Annotated in this window: 20 protein-coding genes; 6 read left to right on the top strand and 14 right to left on the bottom strand. The window is 76.3% G+C overall.

Translation table 11 applies throughout. The features are described 5' to 3' along the window. Positions 1-79: 79 nt before the first annotated feature. On the bottom strand, positions 80-931 hold the full coding sequence (locus K353_RS14915) for a helix-turn-helix domain-containing protein (RefSeq protein WP_111554077.1): 852 nt from the start codon (positions 929-931) through the stop codon (positions 80-82). A 340-nt stretch (positions 932-1,271) separates the two neighbouring features. Here K353_RS14915 and K353_RS14910 point away from each other — a divergent pair, with 340 nt between their 5' ends. Further along, positions 1,272-2,294 carry an LLM class F420-dependent oxidoreductase gene (locus K353_RS14910; protein ID WP_111554076.1) on the top strand — a complete coding sequence of 341 codons (1,023 nt, stop codon included), beginning with the start codon at positions 1,272-1,274 and terminating at the stop codon, positions 2,292-2,294. 32 nt (positions 2,295-2,326) lie between these two features. On the opposite strand, the gene K353_RS14905 is transcribed toward K353_RS14910, so the two are convergent. Continuing rightward, positions 2,327-3,388 (bottom strand): sigma-70 family RNA polymerase sigma factor, encoded by a 1,062-nt coding sequence (locus tag K353_RS14905; RefSeq protein ID WP_111554075.1) that lies wholly within the window; start codon positions 3,386-3,388, stop codon positions 2,327-2,329. A gap of 251 nt (positions 3,389-3,639) precedes the next feature. On the opposite strand from K353_RS14905, the gene K353_RS14900 reads away from it, so the two are divergent. The 3 genes from K353_RS14900 to K353_RS14890 all read left to right on the top strand — a co-directional run bounded on the left by K353_RS14900 (position 3,640) and on the right by K353_RS14890 (position 7,081). Further along, positions 3,640-6,015, top strand: coding sequence for a hypothetical protein (locus tag K353_RS14900; protein ID WP_111554074.1), 2,376 nt, complete (start codon positions 3,640-3,642; stop codon positions 6,013-6,015). 313 nt (positions 6,016-6,328) lie between these two features. Then, complete coding sequence (locus K353_RS14895) at positions 6,329-6,586, top strand: hypothetical protein (RefSeq protein ID WP_146616469.1); 258 nt, start codon at positions 6,329-6,331, stop codon at positions 6,584-6,586. Between the two features lie 3 nt (positions 6,587-6,589). After that, positions 6,590-7,081 carry a thioesterase family protein gene (locus K353_RS14890; RefSeq protein WP_100839806.1) on the top strand — a complete coding sequence of 164 codons (492 nt, stop codon included), beginning with the start codon at positions 6,590-6,592 and terminating at the stop codon, positions 7,079-7,081. A gap of 421 nt (positions 7,082-7,502) precedes the next feature. On the opposite strand, the gene K353_RS34360 is transcribed toward K353_RS14890, so the two are convergent. The 11 genes from K353_RS34360 to K353_RS14825 all read right to left on the bottom strand — a co-directional run bounded on the left by K353_RS34360 (position 7,503) and on the right by K353_RS14825 (position 18,119). After that, positions 7,503-8,834 carry a hypothetical protein gene (locus K353_RS34360; RefSeq protein WP_111554072.1) on the bottom strand — a complete coding sequence of 444 codons (1,332 nt, stop codon included), beginning with the start codon at positions 8,832-8,834 and terminating at the stop codon, positions 7,503-7,505. 226 nt (positions 8,835-9,060) lie between these two features. Next, positions 9,061-9,534: an SsgA family sporulation/cell division regulator gene (locus K353_RS14880; RefSeq protein WP_233533588.1), complete on the bottom strand. Its 474-nt coding sequence runs from the start codon at positions 9,532-9,534 to the stop codon at positions 9,061-9,063. Further along, complete coding sequence (locus tag K353_RS14875; RefSeq protein WP_111554071.1) at positions 9,531-9,824, bottom strand: hypothetical protein; 294 nt, start codon at positions 9,822-9,824, stop codon at positions 9,531-9,533. Before K353_RS14875 ends, K353_RS14880 begins: the two co-directional genes overlap by 4 nt. Positions 9,825-10,114: 290 nt before the next feature. After that, complete coding sequence (locus K353_RS14870; protein ID WP_111554070.1) at positions 10,115-11,242, bottom strand: hypothetical protein; 1,128 nt, start codon at positions 11,240-11,242, stop codon at positions 10,115-10,117. A 199-nt stretch (positions 11,243-11,441) separates the two neighbouring features. Continuing rightward, on the bottom strand, positions 11,442-12,233 hold the full coding sequence (locus K353_RS14865) for a PIG-L deacetylase family protein (RefSeq protein WP_111554069.1): 792 nt from the start codon (positions 12,231-12,233) through the stop codon (positions 11,442-11,444). Positions 12,234-12,602: 369 nt separating this feature from the next. Further along, positions 12,603-13,640: a CU044_5270 family protein gene (locus K353_RS14855; RefSeq protein ID WP_158585412.1), complete on the bottom strand. Its 1,038-nt coding sequence runs from the start codon at positions 13,638-13,640 to the stop codon at positions 12,603-12,605. Next, on the bottom strand, positions 13,637-14,281 hold the full coding sequence (locus K353_RS14845; protein ID WP_111554067.1) for an RNA polymerase sigma factor: 645 nt from the start codon (positions 14,279-14,281) through the stop codon (positions 13,637-13,639). The genes K353_RS14855 and K353_RS14845 overlap by 4 nt, the downstream gene beginning before the upstream one ends. Before the next feature lie 83 nt (positions 14,282-14,364). Next, positions 14,365-15,318 carry an SAM-dependent methyltransferase gene (locus tag K353_RS14840; RefSeq protein ID WP_111554066.1) on the bottom strand — a complete coding sequence of 318 codons (954 nt, stop codon included), beginning with the start codon at positions 15,316-15,318 and terminating at the stop codon, positions 14,365-14,367. Positions 15,319-15,437: 119 nt separating this feature from the next. After that, positions 15,438-16,247: a cysteine hydrolase family protein gene (locus K353_RS14835; protein WP_111554065.1), complete on the bottom strand. Its 810-nt coding sequence runs from the start codon at positions 16,245-16,247 to the stop codon at positions 15,438-15,440. Beyond that, the gene (locus K353_RS14830; RefSeq protein WP_111554064.1) at positions 16,244-17,377 is read right to left on the bottom strand and encodes an isocitrate/isopropylmalate family dehydrogenase; all 1,134 of its coding nucleotides are present in this window, start codon (positions 17,375-17,377) and stop codon (positions 16,244-16,246) included. Before K353_RS14830 ends, K353_RS14835 begins: the two co-directional genes overlap by 4 nt. 211 nt (positions 17,378-17,588) lie before the next feature. Further along, on the bottom strand, positions 17,589-18,119 hold the full coding sequence (locus K353_RS14825) for an EF-hand domain-containing protein (protein WP_111554063.1): 531 nt from the start codon (positions 18,117-18,119) through the stop codon (positions 17,589-17,591). A gap of 409 nt (positions 18,120-18,528) precedes the next feature. Between K353_RS14825 and K353_RS14820 the strand changes: the two genes are divergently transcribed. Next, positions 18,529-19,962 carry a glyceraldehyde-3-phosphate dehydrogenase gene (locus K353_RS14820; protein WP_111554062.1) on the top strand — a complete coding sequence of 478 codons (1,434 nt, stop codon included), beginning with the start codon at positions 18,529-18,531 and terminating at the stop codon, positions 19,960-19,962. Between the two features lie 79 nt (positions 19,963-20,041). Here the strand turns inward: K353_RS14820 and K353_RS14815 are convergent, their stop codons facing one another. Then, positions 20,042-20,533 (bottom strand): helix-turn-helix domain-containing protein, encoded by a 492-nt coding sequence (locus tag K353_RS14815; RefSeq protein WP_111554061.1) that lies wholly within the window; start codon positions 20,531-20,533, stop codon positions 20,042-20,044. A gap of 242 nt (positions 20,534-20,775) precedes the next feature. Between K353_RS14815 and K353_RS14810 the strand changes: the two genes are divergently transcribed. Further along, on the top strand, positions 20,776-22,023 hold the full coding sequence (locus tag K353_RS14810) for an MFS transporter (RefSeq protein WP_111554060.1): 1,248 nt from the start codon (positions 20,776-20,778) through the stop codon (positions 22,021-22,023). Positions 22,024-22,088: the final 65 nt, after the last annotated feature.

Below are 22,088 nucleotides of genomic sequence, written 5' to 3'. Positions count from 1 at the left end.
CTCTGGTGTCCACACACACCGCCGCGACCCGCGCAAAAGGGGCTGATGGGGACGGTGGGGCCGGTGGGACGGCCGGTGCTCAGGCCCCCGGACCCGGCGGGCGGGCGGCCAGGCCGGTCATCCGGACGGTGTCGGCGGCGGTGGCCGGGGTGAACAGCAGGACCAGCGCGGACGGGTCGTCGACGGGGTGGAAGGAGCTGAGGGTGAGGCGGACGGGGCCGACGCCGGGGGGCTCCACCAGGACGGTGCGGGCGGTGAGTTCGGCGACCGAGTGGCAGCCCCACCAGTGGCGCAGCTCGGGGGCGTCGGCCTCCAGGCGGCGGTAGACCTGGTCGGTGCGCGGGTCGGCGAGGGCCGGGCTAGCCTGGGCGCGGAAGTGCCGGAAGACGTTCATGGCCAGCGGCTCCCAGTCGGGCAGGACGCTACGCAGGCGCCGGTCGACGGCCATCAGCCACATCAGGTTGCGGCGGTCGGCCGGGACGGCCTCGGGGGCGCCCCACAGCGCGGCCCAGGCCGCGTTCCAGGCCAGCAGGTCGAAGTGCCGGTCGACCAGGACGGCGGGGCTGGCGGGCCAGGAGTCGAGCACCGGGCGGACCGTGGCGGCGAGCCGCCCGGCGGCGGTGCGGTCGGTGTCGACGGGGACCGGCTCGTGATGGCCGGCCAACCGCATCGCGTGCCGCAGACCCGCCGCGTCCAGCCGCAGCGCCCGCCCCACCGCCTCCAGCACCTGCCGGGAGGCACTGACCCGGCCCTGTTCGAGCCAGGTGTACCAGGCGAGCCCGACGCCGGACAGCGAGGCGACCTCCTCGCGGCGCAACCCCGGGGTGCGCCGCCTGGCGGTGGCGGCCAGGCCGACGTCGGCGGGTTGCAGCAGCTCGCGGTGGGCGCGCAGGAACGCACCGAGTTCCTGGCCGGTGGCGGGGGTGGACACGGTGCTCGCTCCTCGTCGCGGGACGGTTCTCCGGTGCGGTGGCCCGCCCGGTGCGTCGACATGTCAGTACGTCGGTACACCAGTAGGTCGGTACGTCGATACGGCGGTCCCAGGCTAGGCCGGGCCGGGGGCCGGTTCCGCTCCCACTCCCGCTCCCGCAACGGACTCCTCGCGTCCCGCCGGTCCTATGACCACCGGTACCAGTACGAACGCCTGGCTGGCTGCCCCGCCCGCCGTCCGCGAGCCTCGTCCGAACAGCCCCGACGGCCCTCGCCGCCTCAGCGCCGTCAGCGCCCTCGTCGCCCGATGGCGCCGCCGTCCGAACCGGAGGACCCGCCCCGTGACCGCCACCGCGACCACCGCCACCGCCACCGCCCACCAGCCCGCCTGGGGCGTCACCCTGCCGCTGCCCGGCCTGACCGTCGACCGGCACCGCTTCCTGGTCGAACGGCTCCCCGACCTCGGCTACGGCGACGTCTGGAGCGCGGAGGGCGGCGGCACCGACGCCTTCACCCCGCTGGCCGCCACCGCCGCCTGGTCCCCGCGCCTGCGGATCGCCACCGGCGTCGTCCCGGTCCACACCCGCGGGCCCGCCGTGCTCGCCCAGACCGCCGCCACCCTCGCCCAACTCGCCCCCGGACGCGTCCTGCTGGGCATCGGTGCCTCGGTGCCCGCGCACGTCACCGACATCAACGGCATCCCGTTCGACGAGCCCTTCAAGCGCACCCGCGACGTACTGCGCTTCCTCACCGCCGCCCTGCGCGGCGAGCACGTCGCCGGCGACTTCGACACCTTCTCCATCGCCGGCTACCGCCTGCCCCATCCGCCCGCCGCCCCCGTCAAGGTCATCCTCGGCGCGCTGCGCCCCGGCATGCTCCGGCTCGCCTTCGCCGAGGGCGACGGCGCCATCACCAACCTGCTGCGCGCCCGCGACCTGCCCAGGGTGCTGGACGCCGTCGGCCCGCAGCCGCCCGGCAAGGAACTCGTGGTCAAGGTGTTCGTCTGCCCCACCGAGGACACCGCGTACGCGCGCCGCACCGCCCGGCCCTTCCTCGCGTGGATCCTCAACCGCGAGCCCTACCGCAAATTCCACCAGTGGCTCGGCAACGGCGACCTGCTCGCCGAGACGCACCGCCGCTGGGCCGACGGCGACCACGCGGGCGCCCAACGCGCCCTGCCCGACGAACTGGTCGACGCCCTCTTCCTGCACGGCTCCCCGGAGCAGTGCCACGAACAGATCCTCCGCTACCGACAGCCCGGCGTCACCGCCCTCCAGCTCTACGTCTCCCCGCCCCCCGAGACACCCGCCCACCACCCCCACCTCCTCGACACCCTCGCCCGCCTCGGCCCCGCCGCCCGCTGACCACCCCCGCCGGGCCGCCGGGCCCGGGCGGGTCAGGGGAGGAGGCGGAGTTTGTCGGGGTTGGAGATCGCGTGGATGCCGGAGATCAGGTCGCTGTCCGGGAGCAGGTCGAGGACCAGGACGGCGAAGGGGCGGCCGGCGGCGGAGAAGAGGGCGGCGGGGGCGCCGTTGACGTCGCGCCAGGTGAGGGAGAGGCCGGGGCCGGACTTGGGGGCCAGGGCGGTGAGCAGGCGGGCGACCTTGGTGCGGCCGGTGAGGGGGCGACGGCCGCCGGGGGCCTTGCCGCCGCCGTCGCCGACGAGGGTGACGTCGGGGGCGAGGAGTCGGAGGAGGGCGGCCAGGTCGCCGCCGAGGGCGGCGGCCAGGAAGCGTTCGGTGACCTGGCGGCGCAGGCCGGGTTCGGGTTCGTAGCGGGGGCGGCGGGAGCGGACGTGTGCGCGGGCCCGCTTGACCAACTGGCGTACCGCGGCCTGGCTGCGGCCCAGGATCGCGGCGACCTCCGGGCCGTTGTACCCGAACACCTCGTGCAGGACGAACGCCGCGCGTTCCAGCGGTGAGAGCGTCTCCAGTACCACCAGCAGGGCCAGCGACACCTCCTCGGCCCGTTCGGCGGCCCGCGCCGCGTCCCCGGCCGCGCCGTCCGCCCCGGCCGGCGATCCGGCCCGTGATCCGATCAGTGATCCGGTCAGCGACTCGGCCGGTGATCCGGTTGGTGATCCGGTCGGCGGGCCGATGAGCGGTTCCGGCAGCCACGGGCCGACGTACGTCTCGCGCCGTCGGCTGACCGCGGCCTGCTGGGCCAGCGCCCGGTTCACCGCGATCCGCACCAGGTACGCCTTCGGGTGCTCGACCGGCGCGGCGGCCGGGCCGGTGGTTCCGGTGGTCCGGGTCGTTCGGGCGGCCCAGGCCAGCCAGGTGTCCTGGAGGACGTCCTCGGTGTCGGCGATGCTACCGAGCAGGTCGTAGACCAGGGAGAACAGCAACTCCCGGTGCTCCGCGTACTGGTGCGTCGCCCACTCTGTCGCTGCCGCTGTCGTCGTCGCTGTCGCCGCCGGGTCCGCCCCGTCCGGCCCGCCCCCGTCGCTCCCGCTCATCCCGGTCGGCCTTCCTCTCGATCGTGTCCGGAACAGCGAGCCCGACCGGCCCGCCGGATGTCACGCGAAACCCGCAAATGTGGCCCGGATCACAGCGGTGTTCCGGGTTCGAACGGCCGTGCGCGCGGCTCAAGTACGCTGAGCGCGGCCGGAAGTGACGGTGCCGCGACGAACCGGGGAACATCCGGCTCCGCCCGGGCGCCCGCCGAGGGGAGCGGCCGACGGGGAACGAGCACGGGGGACTGGCACCAGTGGACAGCGACAACCGCACCGGCGTCCGACTCGCGGACCGGGCGGAGGACGGCACCCCGGAGCGGGGCGGGCCGGCGGTCTGGCAGTACCTGCTGGACGACGGCCTCGACCCCGCCGGACGGATACCCGTGCACGCCGTCCGCGGCAGCACCCCGCCCGGCAGCACCCCGCCCGGCAGCGGCCCCGGTGCCAGCGACCCCGGTGCCAGCGACCCCGGTGCCAGCGGCAGCACCTACCGCCCCAACCCGCGCCACGGCCGCCCGCTGCCCCCGCCCCCGGCCGCGCCCGCCGACGCCCCCGCGCCCGGCCTGCCCCCGCTCGGGGCCGGGCGCCGCCCCGCCGGGCGCGCCCTGCTGTCCTGGCTGGAGGACGGCCGCGCGCCCCGGCTGTGCCGGATCACCGGCTCCTCCGGCAGCGGCCGCACCCACCTGCTGACCTGGCTCGCCGCCGCCTGCCCGCCCGACCACCCGCGCCCCGGCCGCCGCGTCCACGCCCTGCTGGACGCCGAGGGGCTGACGGTCCGTTCGGCCACCGCCCGGCTCGCCGACCTGCTCGGCCTCACCGCCGGCGAACCCGCCGACCTGCTCGAAGCGCTCCAGGACGGCACCCCGCGCACCGTCGTGGTCACCGACCTCGACCGGGCCGGCGGCCCCCGGCTGCCCGGCACGCCCGAACGGCTGGCCCGCGAACTCCTCGTCCCGCTGCTGTCCGTCCCCTGGCTGCTGCTGATCGTCGAGGCCGCCCCCGGCCCCGCCGCCGACGCGCTCGCCGACGCCGCCCCCACCGGCGCCGTCCTCGACCTCGACCAGCCGCAGTGGACCGACCCCGCCCCGTACGCCGCCTGGTGCGCGGGCCTGGCCGGCCACCCCGTCGACCCGGCCGCCACCCACCCCAGCCCCGGCCTCGCCCAACTCGCCGCCCGCACCCCCGGCGCCACCCCCGACCCCGCGCTGCCGCCCGCCGACCGGGCCGCCGCGCTCGCCGCCGCCTGGTGGCGGGCCGTCCCCGCCCCCGAACGCGCCGCCCTCACCGCCCTGGCCGCCGCCGACGGCCCGCTCGGCACCGCCCTGTGGGCCACCCTCCCCGGCGCCGACCCGGCCACCGTCGCCGCCGCCGCGGACCTGCTGCCGCCGCCCCCGATCGCCGACCGCTGGCGGCTGCGCCCCACCGCCCTCGCCGACCTGGTCACCGCCGACGGCCCGCCGGTCGACCACGCCGCGATGATGTGGGCGGTGGCCGGCGGCATCCCGGTCCGCGCCGACGGCGGCCCCGACCTCGCCGCCAGCGACCCCGAACGCCTCGCCCTGCTGGTCCGGCACGCCTCCGCGGGCGACCCCGGCAGCCCGGTGCTCGCCGAGGTCGACCTGCTGCTGCACGCCGAACCCGCCACCGTCACCGCCGCGTTCCAACGCGCCGAGGACGCCGGACTGCCACCCACCCCGCTCGCCGAAGCCTGGCGCCGGGCCGCCCCCGACCGGGCCGCCACCGCCCGCCCCGCCGACCGCGCCGCCGTCCTGCACGCCCACCTCACCGGCCGCCACGACGCCGCCGCCGCGCACTGCGCCGACCTCGCCCGGCAGGCCGACACCCGCTGGCGCGCCGTCTGGCAGCACGCCCCCGCCGCCGGCCCGTGCGCCGCCGCCCTCGGCACCGGCCCGCTCGCCGGACTGCTGCTCGCCGACGGCGCCGGACTGCACCTGGCCGATCCCGCCACCGGCCGGCCGCTGGGCCCGCCCGAACCGCTGGTCGAACCCCACCCGCGCGCCCTGGCCGCCACCCCGTTCGGCGGCGCCCTGCTGCTGAACGCCTCCGGCACGCTGCGCCCGCTCACCGTCCGCGGCGCACCGGCCCTCCCGGTCGGCGCACCGGCTGGCGCACCGGCCGTCCCGGTGGTCGTTCCGGCGGCGTGCACCGCCGTCGCCGGACACGAGGGCGTGCTGGTGTTCGGCGGTCCGGACGGGCTGGCCACCTGCACCGAGACCGCCACCGGTGCCGCCCACCGGCCCGAACACCCGCTGCACGAGGGCCCGGTCACCGCCCTGGCCGCGGCCGCGGTCGACGGCGGCACCCTGGTCGCCAGCGGCGGCGAGGACGGCCGGGTCCGGACCTGGATGCCCGGCCGCCCGCTGCTGCCCGCCCCGGTCGACCGGCGCCCGTGGCCGGTCACCGCCGTCGGCCTCGCCGCCACTCCCGCCGGGCTGCTGCTGGCCGCCGCCTGGTCCGACGGCCTGCTGCGGCTGCGCCGCTGGGGCGAGCGCCACCGCGGCGCCGACCTCCGGCTCGGCGCGGCCGTCCGCACCCTCGCGGTCACCCGCGACGGGCTGGTGGTCGCCGCGCTGCCCGGCTCGGTGCTCGCGCTCACCCTGGTCGGCTGAGCGCCGCCGTCCGGGTGCTGCTGTACGGGCCGTGACCGCCGTCCGGGCCGTGACCGCTGTACGGGCCGTGACCGCCGTCCGGGCGGTGATCGGCGGCCGATGTTGAAAGCTGTCGAAATCGACGCGATCTTCAACCGAAGACCGCGTAATTCGCCGTTTCCGGTTGGTTCCTGATCGAGTTTGATCACAGGAAGGGCATTCAGCGTCAACGAGGCCGCTGCTCCCTCCCCCTCAACGGATGAATCCCCTGCTGGACCCCCAGAGAACACGCACCGCGCGTCGCGGACCAAGCCCGACCGGAAACGAGGAATCGATGTCTGACCACCGAGACGGGGCCGACCACGTGGAGAAGGAGTGCGCCGCCCTCGCCGGGCTGCCCGCCGCCCAGCGGCTGGCCGAACTGGAGAAGCTCTGCCGCCGCACCGAGCGGGCCCTCGGCCGGGCCGTCCTGGACACCGCGGCCGAGGTCTACGAGCAGGGCCACGACACCGCCCTGCACCGCTCCCCGTACGCCTACGGCTACCTGCGCCGCAGCCTGGGCTTCCGCAGCGAACACCGAACGGACGGCTGACCGTTGTACACCTACATGTGCCGCACCCGCTGGGGCGACATGGACGCCTTCGGCCACGTCAACAACCTCAAGGTGCTCCAGTACGTCCAGGAGGCCGTCTACTGCCTGCTGTACGACGACACCGAGGGACAGGACCTGTTCGAGGACGGGTTCATGATCGCCCGTCACGAGATCGACTACCGCTCCCCGCTCTACCACTGCCCCACCCCGCTGCCCGTGCAGATCTGGGTGGAGCGCCTCGGCCGGTCCTCGATCAGCACCACCTGCGAGGCCCGCCGACGCGGACAGCTGGTGTTCCAGGCCCGGACGGTCACCGTGCCGACCGACGCCGCGACCCGGCGCAGCCGACCGCTGCGCGAGGCCGAACGCCACCACCTCAACCGCTACCGGGTCCGCCCGGCCGGACCGGTCGCCCCCGTCGCCCCCGTCGGCCGCGTCCCCGTGCGATCCCCCGGCCGGATCAGGGTCCCCGTCCTCGGTGAACGGGCCTCCTGAGCGCGGCACGGGAACACCCTCCCCGCCCCCGGCAGGAGCACCGCCGGCCCCGGCCCGGGCACCCCGCCCCGGCCCCGGGGCCGGCCCCGCTCCGCCGGTACGCCGCCGTCCACCGCCGGAGTCCCGGGCGCCCCGGGGACTCCGGGGACTCCGGGGGCCGGTGCGGGCTCCGGGGACGGTGCCGACGGCGCCTCCGGGGAGGGCGGCCACGGGGGGACGGGTGAGACCAGCGGGTAGTACGAGGGATCGTTCATAACCCCATTGACCACCCGTCACCCCGGCCCGCCAAGCAACCGGCCCGCCCGGCTCACCCCCCGGCCGGGCCGGACCTCCGCCTGCCCCGGGCTCGCCCGCCCCGGACCTCCGCCCGCCCCCGGACCTCCGCCTATCCCCGGGGCGGGCGGAGGTCCGGGGGACCCGGCTACCCGCCCAGCCGGGCGAACCGGCTCTCCAGGCGCGACAGTTGCAGCGTCGTCGCCGGGGAGCGCAGCGCGTCCTGCCGCTCCCGGAAGCTCGTGTACGCCCGCCGGGCCTGGTGGATGTTCCCCGCGTCCAGCTCCAGGTGCGCCAGCTGCAGCAGCGACACCCCGATCGTCCGGTGCTCGCCGGCCGGCCGGGCCCGCAGCGAGGCCCGCAGGTACGACAGCGACAGGTCGGTGGCCCGCAGCGAGCGGTGCACCTGCGCGGCCTGGTAGAGCAGGGCGGGCTCCGGGTACCGGTGCGGCCCGCCCTCCGCGGTCGCCCGCCCGGCCCACTGCTGCGCCCCCTCCAGGTGCCTGAGCGCCTCCGCCGCCTGGCGCAGCCGGGCCGCCGCCACCGCCTGCTGGGCCAGCACGAAGGCCCGCACGCCCGGTGCCGCGTCCGGCGGCAGGTGCTCGGCCGCCGCGTCCGCCAGCCGGGCCGCGTACGCCTGGTGCCCGAGCGCCCCGGCCTGGGTGCTCTGGTCGCGCAGCGCCATCGCCCGGGCCTGCCCGTCCTGCGCCTCGGCGGCCAGCTGGTACGCCAGCCGGTAGTGCCGCTGGGCCTCGCCGTGCCGGTTGTCGTCGGTGTACGTCCGCCCGACCAGGCGGACCAGCTGGGAGGCGGCGACCAGCAGTTCGCGGTGCCGCGCGCCCCCGGCGGGGGACTTCGCCCAGGGCAGCACGTGGTCCCGCAGGTAGCCCAGCAGCAGGCTCCGGGCGATCGCCCCGCCGTACCCGTCGTAGTGCCGGGCGCCGAACGCCGTCATCTCCCGCACCGCCTCCACCTGCCGGGCCCCGACCCGCTCCGGGCCGGGCCGCCGTCCGGCCGGGACCAGCGGCGGCCGGGGTGCGGATTCCGCGGCCGGGGCGGGTCTCACCGGGGAGCGGGGGGAGGGCAGCATCCGGACCTGGAACAGCGGGGGCTGGAACGCCTCGTCCTGCGGTTCGCCGGAATTCGGCCAGGAATGCAGCAGGCGCAGCCCCGTCAGGGCGTCCGTCGGATCGGTCTCCGGCTCCTCGGCGGCGCTCTGCTCGGTCGGCTGGAGGCCGAGCTCGCTCCGGGAGACCGGGCGGCCCAGCCGCCGGGCGAACGCCTCCTCCAGCAACTGCGGCCCGGGCGGGCGGGGCTGGGTGCCGGACAGCCAGTGCGCCACCGTCGTCCGGTCGTAGCCCACGCTGAAGCCGCTCTCCCGGGCCACCTTCTGCAACGCGGCCGCCAGCGCGGGGCCGTTCCACCCGGCCTCCGCCATGCAGCCGCGCAGCGCGACGTTCGGACCGCGGGTGTGTGACATCGACGACTCCTCGTGCGGACCACCTCGGGGCTGGCCTCAGAATAACGGGCGGCGCCGACCGCGAATACCGATTTCCGGCGAATACCGGCCGTTCTGCGGCCGGGGCGGAAACCGGTACCGCGGCGGCCATACCCGTTCGGTGACGAAGGAGTGATCGGCGCTGCGGTGAACGGATTATCGACGGCCGGGAATGTGATGACCCGACAGAAATATGATCGGCCCGGTGCTATTCGTATTTCTCCGGTCCCACGGCCTCGGCCAGAATCCGGCGCAGCAGCCCCCCGGCGTCCAGCAGCAGGTGCTCGGTGCCGGCCGGCACCACCCGGTGGGTCCGCTCCAGGAACTCGCGGACCGGCCCGGCCGGGGTGTGCAGCACCGCGGTCTGCCCCGGCGTGCTCAGCGCGATCGCCAGCAGGTCCCCGTCCGCGCTCGACCGCCGGATCGTCACGTCGCCGATCCCGGCCCACCCCTCCAGGCCCTCCACCAGCAGCTCGCGGGCGAACAGCCAGGTGATCGGCTCCTCCAGGTCCACGTGGCAGTCCAGGTGCACGGCGTACGGGTCGGCCCGGTGGTAGCGCAGCCGGGCGGGCACCGAGACCCGCAGCCCCGGGCACGGCGACACCGTCACGTCCAGCAGCAGCACGCAGTCCGGCCCGCCGTTGCGCCGGAGCCACGCGCGCGGGGTGTTCTGGTGGGTCACCGGGCCTCCCTCGGACGGACGACGGACGGGGTGGTGGGGGACGCGACGGGCGGGGCGACGGACGGAGCGGTGGGGGATGCGGCGGGCGGGGCGGTGCGCGGGGCGGTGGGGGACGCGACGGGCGGGGCGGGTGGCGGGGCGGCGGGGGCCGGATCGGGCGGGGGGTGCGGCGAGAGGCGTTCCCGTTCGGGGGCCGGGTGGGCGGAGAACCGGGGCAGGGCGACCAGCCGGGACCACTCGTGGTCCCGGCGGCCGGGCACGGTGCGGCCGGACTGGTGCCAGAGGGTCACCAACCGTGCGTAGATGGGAGATTGCTGAATCGTTTCGTCTCGGACACCCATAGGGGCCCATGGGTCGGCACTCACGTTCGGGGATAACGACCGAACCCGGGGGCGGTCACGGCACTCGTCACCCCTCGCACCGGACGGGTGCCGTCCCACCGCCACGGCCCCGCCACGGTGCCCCCGTCGTGGTGAACCGGCCGCCCCGGACGCCCGTCCGACTCGTCCCGACGACGGGCGACTCGTCCCGGCGGTGGGCGGGGCGGCGGAAGGGGGAGGGAAGGGGACCCGGGGCCGGGTCAGGCGTGCGCGGCCGTCCGGTCGCCGCCCGTCCCGTCCGCGGCGGCCAGGGACGCGGCCAGCGCGCGGGCCCGGTCGAAGGCCCGGACCGGGTCGGGCCCGGCCGACCACGGGTGGGCGCCGCACCACGGGCCGATCCGCCGGAACTGCTCCAGCGCCAGCGCGGGCTGCCGGGACGTCAGGGCGAAGTGCGCCAGCAGGTGCCGCAGCAGCGGCACCTGGTCGTTCGACGCGGGGGTGCCGTCCAGCGCCGCCGCCACCCGGGGCAGCAGCTCCCGGTGCCGGCGACCGCCGGGCAGCCCGCGCGGGCCGTGCCGCGACTCCAGCTCGGTGAGCGCCTGGAGGTACAGCCCGGGCAGCGGCGACCCGGCCGGGGCGGAGCGCACCGCGCGCACCGCGAACCGCAGCATCAGCGCGTCGCTGCCGTGCCACTTGGCGCACCAGTACTGCATCGCCTGCCAGTGCCCGCCGACGTGGTGCGGGGCCCGCGCGACCACCTCCCCCCACAGCGCCCGGAACTCCCGCCGCGGCAGCCGCAACCCGCGCGCCGCCGTGATCATCACCACCCACGGGCCCGGGTCGCGCCCGTCCGACTCGGCCGCCCGCCGCGCGAGTGCGTACGCGGCGGGCAGCTGCGTCCGGAACGCGGCCAGCCGCTCCGGCGCGACCTGCGCCTGGAAGCCGCTGCCGCGCACCTCCCAGGCCCGCTGCACCAGCAGCCGGGCCCGGACCGTCGCGGCGGCGCACGGCGCCGTCCCCGCCTCCTCCCAGGCGGTCAGCCAGGCGTCGCGCTCGGCTGCCACCCGGGTCAGGAAGTCCAGCCGGGACCAGCGCTCGTCCCAGTCCGCCCCCGCCGCCGCCACGTACGCCTCGGCGGCCCGCCAGCCGCCCGCCAGGCAGGAGTCCGCCAGCGCACCCAGCTCCTTGCGGCGCAGCAGCCGCATCGGGGGCCCGGCCCGCCCCGGGTCCAACTCCGCCGAGGGCACCAGCCCGTACGCGGCCGGATCGAACCCCGCCGGGACGGCCCCCGCCCGCTCCGCCGCCCGGCCCGGCCGGGGTCCGCCGGTCCGCCACCGCGTCCACAGCATGATCATCGCGGCGAGGCCGAACACCAGGACGGGGGTCATACCGAGAATGATCGCCCACCCCCGCCCGGCCCCCCGCCCCGGCTGCCCGTCGGCGGGCTCACCCCGCCACCGACCAGTCGAGGCCCCCGTCCGCGCCGACGACGGCGGTGACCGGCGGGACGGAGCCGCCGAGGGCGCGGTGGCCCAGCAGGGCGGGAGCACCGGTCGTCAGGGCGCGCGCGGTGTCACGTGCGACGCGTCAGTCGGTTTTGCCCGCTCCCGTCTCCCGGGACTGCCGCGTCAAGCCCCCGGGCGCCGGGGGTGTGCCCGGCAGTGGGTGGTGCTGGTACCACTCGGTGCCCGCCATCCGGGTCCGATCCGCCGAGGTCGCGGCGGCCAGCCGTCCCGGCAGGGCGCCGCGCTCCACCTCCGAGCGGTGCGCGAACACCGCCGCGAGCTTGCGGTCCAGCCAGGGGGAGACGTCCAGCGCCGTCACCTCCGCGTCCGGCACGGTGTACGCCGTCCGGCCGGGGCGCAGCAGCAGCGGGGCCAACTCGCGCGACGCGCCGTCCGGATGGGTGGCGAGCAGCAGGCGCCGCACCCGCCAGGGGTCGCCGAGCTCCGGGTACAGGGCGGGCAGCGCGGCGGCCTGGACGGCGAGCAGTGTCAGCCGGTGGGTCTGCCGGTGGTCCGGGTGCCCGGTCATCCCCCCGTACGCGTCGTGCGTCACCACCCAGCCCGGCCGGAACCCGCGCAGCTGCGCGACCAGTTGCCGTACCGCCGGTTCCACCGGCACGTCCACCAGCCGGTCCGCGCCCGGGGCCGACTCCGGCACCTTCGCGTCCGCGTACCCCAGCAGCCGCGGCGCACCCGCGCCCAACTCGGCCAGCGCCCCGGCCAGTTCCGGCACCCGGTGGGTGCCCTCCGCCCAGGTCGCGGTCACCACCCCGGTCCGCGCCCCCGCCGCCGCGTGCCGGGCCAGCAGCCCGCCCGCCGACAGCGACTCGTCGTCCGGGTGCGCGAACACCCCCAGGACGTCCGGCAGTTCCATCCCGCCACCCACCTCTCCCGCTCCGCGCCACCGCGCGCACCCGCCGTGCGCACCCGCCGTCACGCTAACCGGGGCGGGCCGGCGGAGGCGGGGGAAAGGGCGCGGAGACGCACCGACGGGTGAGCGGGGGCGAACGCCCGATCCGATCGGGGCCCGCCGAGTGCGGTGCGGGAGGTGTTCAGGGGGTCGGGGCGGCGGGGCAGGGGCAGAGCGGGGCGAAGGCGCGGGTGGCGGCCGTGGCGAGGTCGGCGGCGACGTCGGCGGGCGGGTCGCCGGCCAGGACGCGGCGGCGCAGTTCGCGCAGGGTCGCGCGGTGGAGGCCGGCCAGGGCGCCGGCCAGCAGGGCTGAGGCAGGGGGCTGGCGGGTGGTCAGGGAGCGGGCACCTCGCCCGCCTTGTCGGTGACCGCGCGGCGCAGTACGGCGGTGTCGAAGGTGGTGCCGGCGGGGTCGCCGCCTTCCAGGGTGACGAGGAGGACGGTGCGGCTGCCGAGGTACTCGCAGCTGTTCGGGTCGAAGATCAGCTCCATCCGGTCGGTCGCGTCCGCGCGGATCACGCCGATGCCGTGCCGCCCGGTCAGGTCGACGGCGTCGAGGTCGAAGGTGGCGCCCGGGACGGCGGCGGCGGCTCGGCAGAAGGTGGCGGCGACCCGGGGGGTGAGCAGTTGGGTGGAGACGAGGTTGGAGATGACCCGGAACGCGGCGCCGTCCGGGTCGCCGCCGCCGCCCTTGGGGTTCTGGGCGCGGATCTGCTCCAGGAGTGCCTGCGGGTCGGTGGGCAGGGCGGCCAGGAAGGCGTAGTCCGGGACGAACAGGCTGGTCGGCAGGCCGCCGGAGTTGGGGCTGTAGGACATTTGGTCGTGGCCCGGATCGATGATCAGGCCCTCGGTGCGGCCGTCCAGTGCGAGCCACTCCCGGCGCACGCAGGCGTCCGCGCCGGAGAAGCGCTGGAGCGTCTCGTTGTAGACGAACTGACTGTCGTCCACCTGCGGCACCGGCTTCGACGCGGCGGCCTGCGCGGCGGCGGTGAACGCCTGCCGGGCGTCCGTCACCCCGGCGGGCGCGGAGGGCGGTGCGGAGGCCCGGTCGGTGGGGGCGGCGCCGTCCGGGCAGGTCGAGGCGGTGGGCGAGGCGGAGGCGGAGGTTGAGGTGGAGGTCGGGGTCGGGGTGCCGGTGGTGGCTGACGGTGCGGCACCGGCCGGGGCCGGGTCGCCCGTCGGGTGGCCGGTGGCGAGCAGGGCCACGGCCGCGGCCAGGCCGACCACCAGCGGGGGTGCGACCAGCCAGCCCCGCCGTCTGCGCGGCCGTCGCGCCGCGGTGGTGGTGTGGTCCCTGGCGATCTCGTTCATCAGGTGCTCCTTCAGCAGCCGCGCGCGGTCGGCGGGGAGCGTTCCGGGTTCGTGGTTCATCGCGTATTCCCCTGGATCGACCGGGCGGCTCCGTAGCCGCCGTCCCGTACCTGTCCGCTGCCCGGCCCGGGTTCCCGGTCCTCCGCCGACTCCCGTCCGGTGAGCTCGCTCTCGGTCAGCGAACGCAGCCGCGCCCGGGCCCGGGACAGCCGGGACCGCACGGTGCCGACCGGCACCCCGAGCGCCTCGGCGGCGGCCGCGTAGTCCAGTCCGACCCACACGCACAGCCGGAAGACCTCCCGTTCGCCGCGCCGCAGCCCGGCCAGCGCCCGCTGCACCGCCGCGAGCCGGGCGTGGTCGTCGAGCCGGGTCACCAGCTCCTCGGCGAAGTCCGGCACCGGTTCGCGCTCCGGCAGCCGGGCCATCGCCGCCCGGTGCCGCCGCCCGGCCCGCGCCGTGTTCCGCAGCACGTTGGTGGCGATGCCGAACAGCCACGGCCGGACCGACTCCCCGTCCTCCCGGAGCTTCCCGCGCAGCCGCCACGCCTCCAGGAAGGTCAGCGACACCACGTCCTCCGCCGCCGCCCAGTCGCCCAGCGCCCGCAGCGCGTACCCGTACAGGGCCTGGGCGTGCTCGTCGAAGAGCTCCCCCAGCGCCGTCTGCTCCCCCGCCCGCACCCGGGCCCGTTGCGACAGTTCCACACCCCTCCCTGTCCGTCCGTCCGCCCGGGTTCCCGTGAGCCGCGTCACACCGGGGGCCGACGGGGACCGGGGCCGGGAGAACGCTAGGGGAGCCGGACCACCGTCCTGGTGCCGGTGTGCTTGACGCAGGTCACCCAGCGGTTGGCGGCGAGGGCGTCGTGGGGTTCGGGGCGCAGGCGGGAGGCGGGGGCGTGGTCGAAGGGGGTGCGGACGGTGGTGGTCCAGCCGCGGGCGGTCAGGGTGGCGGCGGTGTTCGGGCGGGGGCCGGGGGCGAACAGGGCCAGCAGGTCGACGCCGAGCCGTTCGCGGGCGTCCGCGTAGACGGGGGCGGCCCGGACGGCGGGGGACTCCAGGCCGGTCTTGATCTCGTAGGCGAGGGTGCTGCCGGGGGCGCTGAGGCCGTCCAGGGCGGTGGCGACGGCGAGTTCGCTCGCGGCGGGGAGGTACAGGAACAGGCCCTCGGCCAGCCAGGCGACCGGCCGGGACGGGTCGAGTCCGGCGGCGGTCAGGGCGCCCGTCCAGTCGTCGCGCAGGTCGACCGGGACGGTGCGGCGGTGGGCGGTGGGGGCCGCGTCCAGGCGGTCCAGGACGCGCTGCTTGAAGCGGAGCACCTCGGGGCGGTCCAGCTCCCACACGGTGGTGCCGGCCGGCCAGGGCAGCCGGTGGGCCCGGCTGTCCAGCCCGGCGCCGAGCAGGACGACCTGCCGGGCGCCGGCGGCGGTCGCGGCGAGCAGGTGGTCGTCCAACACCCGGGTGCGCAGGGCGAAGTAGGTGGCCAGCCGTTCCCAGACGGGGTCGCCCGGGACCACCCGGGCCGGGTCGTCCGGCCAGTCGGCGCAGCCGGGCGAGGCGCGGACGAAGTGGGCGGCGAACGGGTCGACGGCCAGCGCCTCGCTCCGGCGCGCCTCCAGCGCGCGGGCGTTGGCGACCAGCAGGGCGGTCCGGCCGACCCCGGCTTCGACCCCGGGGTCGGGACGGGCGGAACCGGGCTGGGCGGGGCCGGTGGTACCGGGGCTGGTGGCGCCGCGTGCGGTCACTGCCGGGCCGCCGTGGTGCGGTGGGTCTCGTGGGTCCCGTGGGTTCCGGGCATGGCTCTCTCGCAGAGGGTAGGGGTGAGGGTGTGCGGGTGGTGCGGGGTGCGGCCGGGCGGGGGTGGTCACCGCCGGGTCGCCGCGGCCCCGGTCCGCTCCGACTCCGCGCCGGTGGCACCGGCGGGACGGGCGGGGTCGGCGGGGTCGGTGGACTCGGCGGGCCCGGCGGGGTCGGGGAAGGCGGGGAACTCCGCGAGTTCGGTGAAGGGCCGGCGGTCCAGTTCGGTGATCCGCGCGCCGTAGACCCGGCTCATGAAGCGCAGGATGTCGGCGTCCGCCAGGTGCAGGGCGGTGGTGCAGTCGCGCAGCACGGTGAGGTGGAAGCCGCGCTGGAAGGCGGTGCGGGCGGTGGAGTCCACGCAGACGTCGGTGAACAGGCCCGCCAGGACGAGGTGGCGCAGGCCGCGGCGGCGCAGGTGGGGTTCGAAGTCCGGGTCCTGGAAGGTGTCGAAGCAGGCGCGCTTGGTGAACACCGCCTCCTCGGGACGGGGCCGCACGCCGTGGAACTCGGCGCCCCAGCTGCCCTCCAGGCACTTGGGCCGCTTGCCGAGCCGGGCGTCCCGGCGCTGCCAGGCCGAGCCCTGGTAAGCGGGGTCGCCGAGGAAGCGGACGAACAGCACCTCGACGCCCGCCTCCCGGGCCAGCCGCACCGCGCGGACGCTGCCCTCGACGGCCCGGGCCAGCAGCGCGGGATCGCCGGGGAAGCGGGCGGCGGCGACCTCGCCCGCGCAGAAGTCGTTCTGGAGGTCGACCACCACCAGCGCCGTCCCGGCGGAGGCGTCCGGGCTCCGGTCGCTCCGGTCGCTCCGGTCGTCCCGGGCCCCGGGCACCGCGGCGGCCACGCCCTCAGTGCCCGCCGGGCTCTCCGCGCTCATCGGGAGCCCGCCGGCGCGGCAGCGGTGTCGGCCGTGGAGGTGTCGGCCGTAACGCCGTCGGCGGCTCCGGCCGGGCTCGGCACGAACGTTCCTGCAAAGGCGGAAAGGACCGCGTCCACGACCGCGGTGGTCCCGGCCGTCCCGCCGAGGTCGGGGGTGCGGGCTCCGGCGGCCTGGGCGGCGGTGATCGCGGCTTCGACGGCGGCCTCCGCGCCCGGGCAGGCGGCGTGCCGTTCGGCGATCCGGGCGGCGGCCCGGATGGTGGCGACGGGGTTGACCAGGTCGCGGCCCGCGAGGTCGTCGGCGGAGCCGTGCACGGTCTGGTACTCGGTGAGGCCGGCGAGCTCCGGGTGCAGGTGGACGTTCTCGGTGCAGCGGTTCTCCTGCCGTTCGGAGCCGTAGCGGTCGAGCAGGACGACGTGCATGATGTCGGCCCACTCGTTGCCGGCGACCAGCAGGGTGCGGTCCTCGGGGCCGTGCGCGATCAGGTTGCGGTTCACCGTGTCGGGCTGGAACAGGGCGACGTCCAGGCCGAGTTCGGCGGACAGGCCCTCCGCCCAGTCGTCCAGCGCGCCGTCCAGCAGGTGGTACTTGTAGGCGAGCTGTACCCGGGCGGGGCCCTCGGCCCAGAGTTCGCGGGCGCGGCGCACCGCGTAGCGCACCACCTGCTCGGTGACGTCGCGGCTGAACTCCATGGTGCGCACCACCCTGCCGGGGGTGTGCAGGTTCTCGCCGGTGTAGAAGCCCTGGGCCTGGTCGCGGACCAGCAGCAGCCGGGCCGTCCCGGCGGTGAGCGGTTCGACCTTGACGGCGGCCAGCCGCTGCCGGACCAGGTACAGCGACTGGGCGTTGATCGCGGTGCGGAAGACCGCCCGGGCCCCGGCGGCGGCCTGGTCGCGGCAGAACCGCTCGTAGTGCGCGGCGTCCTGCTCGGTGAGCGCGGCGATCTCCGCGGTGCCGGCGGCTTCGGCGCGCAGGGACACGTACGAGTGGTAGGTGCGCGGTGACCGCTCCACCCGGACCGGTCGGCCGTGCAGCCGGGTGATCCGGTCGAGCACCCGCTCGAAGACGGGGGCGAGGTCCGGGCCGGTGCCGCGGCCGACGGCGAGGGCGATGAGGGGTGCGGTCACTGCGGGGCTCCTTGGGAGGTGGTGCGGGAGGCGTCGGCGGCCGGGTGGTTCCGGCCGCCGTCCGGCCGGGCACTCGGGGGTGCCGAGTACCCGGCCGGACGGCGGCACGACTGGCGCCGGCGCCGGCGGGGCCGGCGTCGGTGCGGAGGGTTCCGGTGCGGACGGTTCCGGTGTCGGAGGGGACGTTCCGGTGCCGGGGCGGCGGGTCGGGTCAGAAGGTCTCCGGGACCAGCTGGTCGCCCGGGATGCCGATCTTCTCGGGCGAGTAGTAGTCGCGGATGCCCTCGGCCCACACGCCGACGGTGATCCGGTCCTCGGCGTCCGGCCCGAAGGCGTCGAACAGCGACTCGATGTTGGGCTTCTCGAAGCCGATCGCGGTCATCAGGGAGAGGAACCGGGGCCGTTCGATCAGGCCGTCCCCGTCCGGGTCGCCGAGGACGGCCAGCGCGTCGGCGAAGGCTGCGGCGGTGGCGCCGAACAGCTCGGTGTTGAGCACGAAGCCCCGGAACTCCTCCGGGCTGATCAGTCCGTCCCGGTTGGTGTCCAGCGTCTCCGCCAGCACCTGCCAGTAGCGGCTGAGGCTGTCGGCGAGCGCCTGCCGGTCGGCGATCGGCGAGTCGTCGGCCACGGTCAGCAGCCGCTCCGTCATCAGGTCGAAGTCCTCGACGTCGAGCACCCCGTTCCCGTTGGTGTCGAACAGGGTGAACACCAGTGCGGCCCGCTGGAAGGCCTCATGTCCCATGGGTAGTCGTCCCGTCGCTCGCGGCGGGCCCGACCTGCGCGGCCTGGCCTCGGCCGGGAACTCCTACTCTGCCGGTAAACCGGGCCCGTTGTCCCGAAAACTGACCGCTCGTCACTCACGGGAGTGACTAATGTTACCCAAGTGATTATTGTCACGTCTTGTGACCGTCCGGGCGGCGCCTGACGGGCCGTCATGTCCGGTGGTCCGTCCGGTCCGGCCGGCCGCCGCCGGAGGGCGGTGTGGCGGCCGTCACGCCCGGCGGGCCGCCCGGGGGCGGACGGGCGCGGGCGGCCGGGGGGAGCGGCCCCGGGCGGGCGCGGGGGCCGAAGCTAGCATGGGGCGCGCCTTAGCTCGGCCAACCCTCAGAACCGGCCGACCCTCAGCTCGGCCCACCCCCGAAAGTTGAATTGTGACTGTCAACGACGACGTGTTCACGGACTGGAAGAACCGCGAGGAGCTCGCGGAGACGATGATCCCGATCATCGGACGGCTCCACCGCGAGCGGGACGTCACCGTCCTGCTGCACAGCCGCTCCCTGGTGAACAAGTCGGTGGTCAGCATCCTGAAGACGCACCGCTTCGCCCGCCAGATATCCGGCGAGGAACTCTCGATCACCGAGACCTTCCCCTTCCTCCGGGCTCTCTCCTCGCTCGACCTCGGCCCGTCCCAGATCGACCTCGGCCTGCTCGTCGCCGCCCACCGCGCCGACGACCGCGGCCTGTCCGTGGCGGAGTTCACCGCCGAGGCGGTGTCGGGTGCGACCGGCGCCCACAAGATCGAGCGGCAGGCCCCGCGCGACGTGGTGCTGTACGGCTTCGGCCGGATCGGCCGCCTGCTGGCCCGCCTGCTGGTCGAGAAGGCCGGCGGCCTGCGGCTGCGCGCCATCGTGGTGCGCGACGGCGGCGGCGACGACCTGGTCAAGCGCGCCTCGCTGCTGCGCCGCGACTCCATCCACGGCCAGTTCCAGGGCACCATCACCGTGGACGAGGCGACCAACACCATCGTCGCCAACGGCAACGCGATCCAGGTGATCTACTCGAACGATCCGAGCGAGGTGGACTACACCGCGTACGGCATCGACGACGCCATCCTGATCGACAACACCGGCCGCTGGCGCGACCGCGAGGGCCTGTCCAAGCACCTGCGCCCCGGCATCGCCAAGGTCGTGCTGACCGCCCCGGGCAAGGGCGACGTCCCGAACGTCGTGCACGGCGTCAACCACGACACCGTCAAGCCGGACGAGCGGATCATCTCCTGCGCGTCCTGCACCACCAACGCGATCGTGCCGCCGCTCAAGGCGATGGACGAGGCGTACGGCGTGCTGCGCGGCCACGTGGAGACCGTCCACTCGTTCACCAACGACCAGAACCTGCTGGACAACTACCACAAGGCCGACCGCCGGGGCCGCTCCGCGCCGCTCAACATGGTGATCACCGAGACCGGCGCCGCCTCCGCCGTCGCCAAGGCGCTCCCGGACCTCAAGGCGAAGATCACCGGCAGCTCGATCCGCGTCCCCGTGCCGGACGTCTCGATCGCCATCCTCAACCTCCAACTGGCCCGCGAGGCCACCCGCGAGGAGGTCCTCGACCACCTGCGGGACGTCTCGCTGACCTCCCCGCTCAAGCGGCAGATCGACTTCATCGACTCGCCCGACGCGGTCTCCAGCGACTTCATCGGCTCCCGGCACGCCTCGATCGTGGACGCGGGCGCGACCAAGGTCGAGGGCGACAACGCGATCCTGTACCTGTGGTACGACAACGAGTTCGGCTACTCCTGCCAGGTCGTCCGGGTCGTCCAGCACGTCTCCGGCGTCGAGTACCCGACCTTCCCGGCCGCGCACTGACGCGACGGCGGACGGCGGGAGCGGACCCCGGTCGGCCTGCGGGCCGGCCGGGGTCCCGCGCTCCCTCCCCGACGGACCGTCAGTCCTGTTCCGCCGCGCGCTTCCCGGCGCAGCCGCGGGCCGCCCGGACGCGGTCGCCGCAGCGGGTCGAGCACCGGTGCCGGGCGGCGTGGGTGCGCGGGTTGCCGAGCCGGATCAGCGCCAGGCCGTAGTCGTCGTCCTGCCGCAGGCCGGGGAACGTCCCCGAGGTGTACTCGCGGATCTCGCAGGCGAGCCGTTCGAGTTCCATGCACCGCCGCGACCGGTCGGGGAAGCTCTCCCGGAGCGAGAGGTCGAACGGGTGGGCGAACAGGCCGTCGGTCTGGAAGAGCCGGTCCAGCTCGGCCGGCAGTTCGAGCGGGATCGGCCGGTCCGCCGTCTCCACGTCGGCGATCACGGTCTTCCCGTGCCGGAGTTCGTCGGCGAGCACCGTGGGGGAGGGGCCGCGCTGTTTGCGGAGTTCGCGCAGCTGGTAGCCGAGGAGGCCCAGTGCCGAGCGGTCGGGGTGGAGGACTCGTTCCGGCGTGACCACGGCGCTTCTCCCTCGGTGCGCGGCGGGTGCGTGCGGTCCGGGCCGGCCGCAGGCGGTTGCGCGCCGGGAGGGGAACGTGACGAGAAGTCACCGGGGGGCGTTCGTGCGGATCCGGCCCTCGACCGCCCCTGGGGACAACGACTGGTTGTGGAGGGGGCGCGTGGTGGTTGTTTGACCTGCGGTTGTCCCGCTTGCTTGGCTCTCCCCGGTCAACGGTGGTGTGTGCGACGGGGGGCGGCCGGGTGGGCAGGAGAGCGCTGGGGCGGCGGTTCGGCTGGCTGTGGGCGGCGTACGCGGTCAGTGCGTACGGGTCCGGGCTGGGGTTCGGGGCGCTGCCGCTGATCGCGGTGCTGGTGCTGCACGCCGGGCCCGCCGAGGTGTCGGTGCTGTCGGCGGTGGGGCCGGCGGTGGGGGCGCTGGTCGCGGTGCCGTTGGCGCCCCGGGTGGAGTTCCGGCGCAAGCGGCCGGTGATGGTGGCGGCGGACCTGGCGCGGTGCGCGGCGATGGCGAGCGTTCCGGCGGCGTACGCGCTCGGCCTGCTCGGGTTCGGCCAGTTGCTGCTGGTCTCGGTGGTGGTCGCCGCCGCGAAGATCGCGTTCAACGCGGCCGGTGGCGCCCATCTCAAGGCGCTGGTCCGGCCGGAGGACCTGCTGGTGGCCAACTCCCGCCTGGAGTCGACCAACTGGAGCTCGATCGCGATCGGCCCGCCGCTCGGCGGGGCCGCGATCGGGGCGTTCGGGCCGGTCGTCACCGTGCTGGCCGACGCGGTCAGCTACCTGCTCTCCGCGCTCGGCATCGCCGCGATCGGTGGCCGGGAGGAGCCGCCGCCGCCCCGGCCCGGCGGCCCCGGCCCGGTCCGGGCAGGCGGGGTGCTCGACGGCTGGCGGCACCTGCTGGGCGACCCCGAACTGCGGGCGCTGTACCTCAACAACCTGCTGGTCTCCGGCCTGATCATGGCCACCGAACCGCTGCTCGCCGTCCTGCTGCTGCGCCAACTCGCTTTCCCCCCTTGGCAGTACGCCCTCGCCTTCGCCGCCCCCTGCCTCGGCGGCCTGCTCGGCTCCCGGCTGGCCCACCGGGTGGTGGCCCGCTACGGCCGCCCCGCGGTCTTCCGGACCGTCGGCACCCTGCGCGCCGTCTGGCTGATCGGCCTGGTGTTCGTCCGCCCGGGTCTGCCCGGACTGCTCACCGTGATCGCCGTCGAGCTGGCGATCATCGTCCACATGAGCCTCTACACCCCCGTGCTCGCCACCCACCGCCTCGAACGCACCCCCGCCCACCTGCTGGCCCGCACCCTGACCGCCTGGTCGATCGGCCAACAGGCCGCCACCGCCGCGCTCACCGCCCTCGGCGGCCTGCTCGCGCACGCCACCGGCCCCCGCACCGCCCTCGCCACCGCTGGCCTGCTCATGCTCGGCACCCCGTTCCTGCTGCCCCGCCGCCCGCGCGCCCCGCGCCCCGCCCCGGCCCCCGCGCCCGGCCGCCCGTGACCCCCGCCCGGCCCCGGCCCCCCGCCGCCGCTCCGGGCGACGGTGGCGGGTGCCAGGATGGGCGG

The organism is Kitasatospora sp. SolWspMP-SS2h, from assembly GCF_003259315.1.
Taxonomy (GTDB): domain Bacteria; phylum Actinomycetota; class Actinomycetes; order Streptomycetales; family Streptomycetaceae; genus Kitasatospora; species Kitasatospora fiedleri.
This window is presented reverse-complemented; position numbering and strand designations above follow the sequence as displayed.

Excerpts from the sequence above, each read along its gene's own strand:
- K353_RS14825 (WP_111554063.1), bottom strand. The coding sequence starts at position 18,119 with ATGGGACATGAGGCCTTCCAGCGGGCCGCACTGGTGTTCACCCTGTTC.
- K353_RS14835 (WP_111554065.1), bottom strand. The coding sequence starts at position 16,247 with ATGAGCGCGGAGAGCCCGGCGGGCACTGAGGGCGTGGCCGCCGCGGTG.
- K353_RS14855 (WP_158585412.1), bottom strand. The coding sequence starts at position 13,640 with ATGAACCACGAACCCGGAACGCTCCCCGCCGACCGCGCGCGGCTGCTG.
- K353_RS14865 (WP_111554069.1), bottom strand. The coding sequence starts at position 12,233 with ATGGAACTGCCGGACGTCCTGGGGGTGTTCGCGCACCCGGACGACGAG.
- K353_RS14905 (WP_111554075.1), bottom strand. The coding sequence starts at position 3,388 with ATGAGCGGGAGCGACGGGGGCGGGCCGGACGGGGCGGACCCGGCGGCG.
- K353_RS34360 (WP_111554072.1), bottom strand. The coding sequence starts at position 8,834 with ATGTCACACACCCGCGGTCCGAACGTCGCGCTGCGCGGCTGCATGGCG.
- K353_RS14895 (WP_146616469.1), top strand. The coding sequence starts at position 6,329 with ATGTCTGACCACCGAGACGGGGCCGACCACGTGGAGAAGGAGTGCGCC.
- K353_RS14870 (WP_111554070.1), bottom strand. The coding sequence starts at position 11,242 with ATGACCCCCGTCCTGGTGTTCGGCCTCGCCGCGATGATCATGCTGTGG.